This is a genomic window from Hydrotalea flava, from assembly GCF_001623405.1.
Taxonomy (GTDB): Bacteria; Bacteroidota; Bacteroidia; order Chitinophagales; family Chitinophagaceae; genus Hydrotalea; species Hydrotalea flava.
The window spans coordinates 1-1,340 of the sequence record NZ_LUHG01000002.1; the positions used below are offsets into that span (position 1 = coordinate 1).

The following is a 1,340-nucleotide window of genomic DNA, read 5'->3' on the forward strand; positions in this document are numbered from 1 at the left end:
GTGCATTATACCGTGCCGGTGCATCCTTTGAACCGTCAGGGGATGGCCAATGCGGAGCTGGTGGGGGGTAACCTTTCTATTATTGCCCACTTAATAGGCAGTAAAGACAATTTAGATACCCAGGGTAAAATATTACTGATAGAAGATGTGGGAGAATATTTATATCATATAGATAGAATGTTGGTTCAATTAAACCGGGCCGGTATGTTACAGTCGCTCGCCGGTTTATTGGTAGGCGGCTTTACCGAACTAAAAGATACTACCATACCCTTTGGTAAAACCGTGGAGGAAATTGTACGGGAACATGCGGCTGAATATACCTTTCCTGTGGCTTTTCATTTTCCGGTAAGCCATGGTGAACCTAACCTGGCTGTTAAATTGGGGGTAAAGCATCAACTAATGGTTACAGAAAAAGAAGTGGTGTTGCGGGAGGAATAATTCGGTTTTTGGTTTTTATACATTGGGTAAGACCCCAAGCCTTTACAAGTATTGATGAACCATATTGCTATCCTCCTCAACCTAAATGGAAGTTGCGGATGAGTTTTAGGAATTCCGGGGATGCAGTTTTGGCATGGTGGTTACTGGTATCAAAATGCCGGTTTTTTACATACCCCGATTTTTGTTGGCAATTAGTCAGCACGCTTTTATATTAACCTTTTGCGCACTTTGTGCATTTGCGGTTTAAAAATTGCCGGCGGCCAAGTACGCCAGGCAACACCAGAAAAAAGCCTTTGCGTACTTTGCGTGAAATACCCTGCAAAAAAATAGGTACATGCCCCTCTACAGCGGCTGATCAATATCATACCATCGTCATCAATAAATCAATAGCTTTGTAAGGTATATATACCAATATGTATTTAAAAATAACCGTTTGTATTGCTTTTGTATTATTAGTGGCTTGTAGGCCAAAAAAAGGCAGTATCTATCCCCAACAAAAAAACATAACAGAGGCAGTATATGCTTCCGGAATGGTAAAATCAGACCGGCAATATGAGGCATTTGCCACCGTTACCGGATTAATTGATACCATTTATGTAACCGAAGGGGAACTGGTAAAAAAAGGGCAGCCCATTTTGCATATTCTTAATACGGCCACCCGTTTAAATACCGAAAATGTAGCTTTAGCGGCAGCCAATGCATCGGTAGCAGCCAATGCTGCCCGTTTAAATGAGGCAAAGATTAGCATTGCCACTGCCAAAGCACAGTTAGACAATGCCACTACGTTGTTACAACGCCAACGCAATTTGTGGGCACAACAAATTGGTACAAAAAACGATTTAGACCAGCGCGAACTGGCCTATACCAATGCCCTGCATGCCTGGCAGGCAGCACAATTGCAA

2 pseudogenes are annotated in these 1,340 nt (G+C 42.6%); both read left to right on the forward strand.

The annotated features are described in order from the left end of the window. Positions 1-438 (forward strand): annotated as a pseudogene (locus A0F92_RS00010) (S66 peptidase family protein); the annotation flags it as partial. Positions 439-851: 413 nt separating this feature from the next. Beyond that, a pseudogene (locus A0F92_RS00015) lies at positions 852-1,340 on the forward strand (biotin/lipoyl-binding protein); the annotation flags it as partial.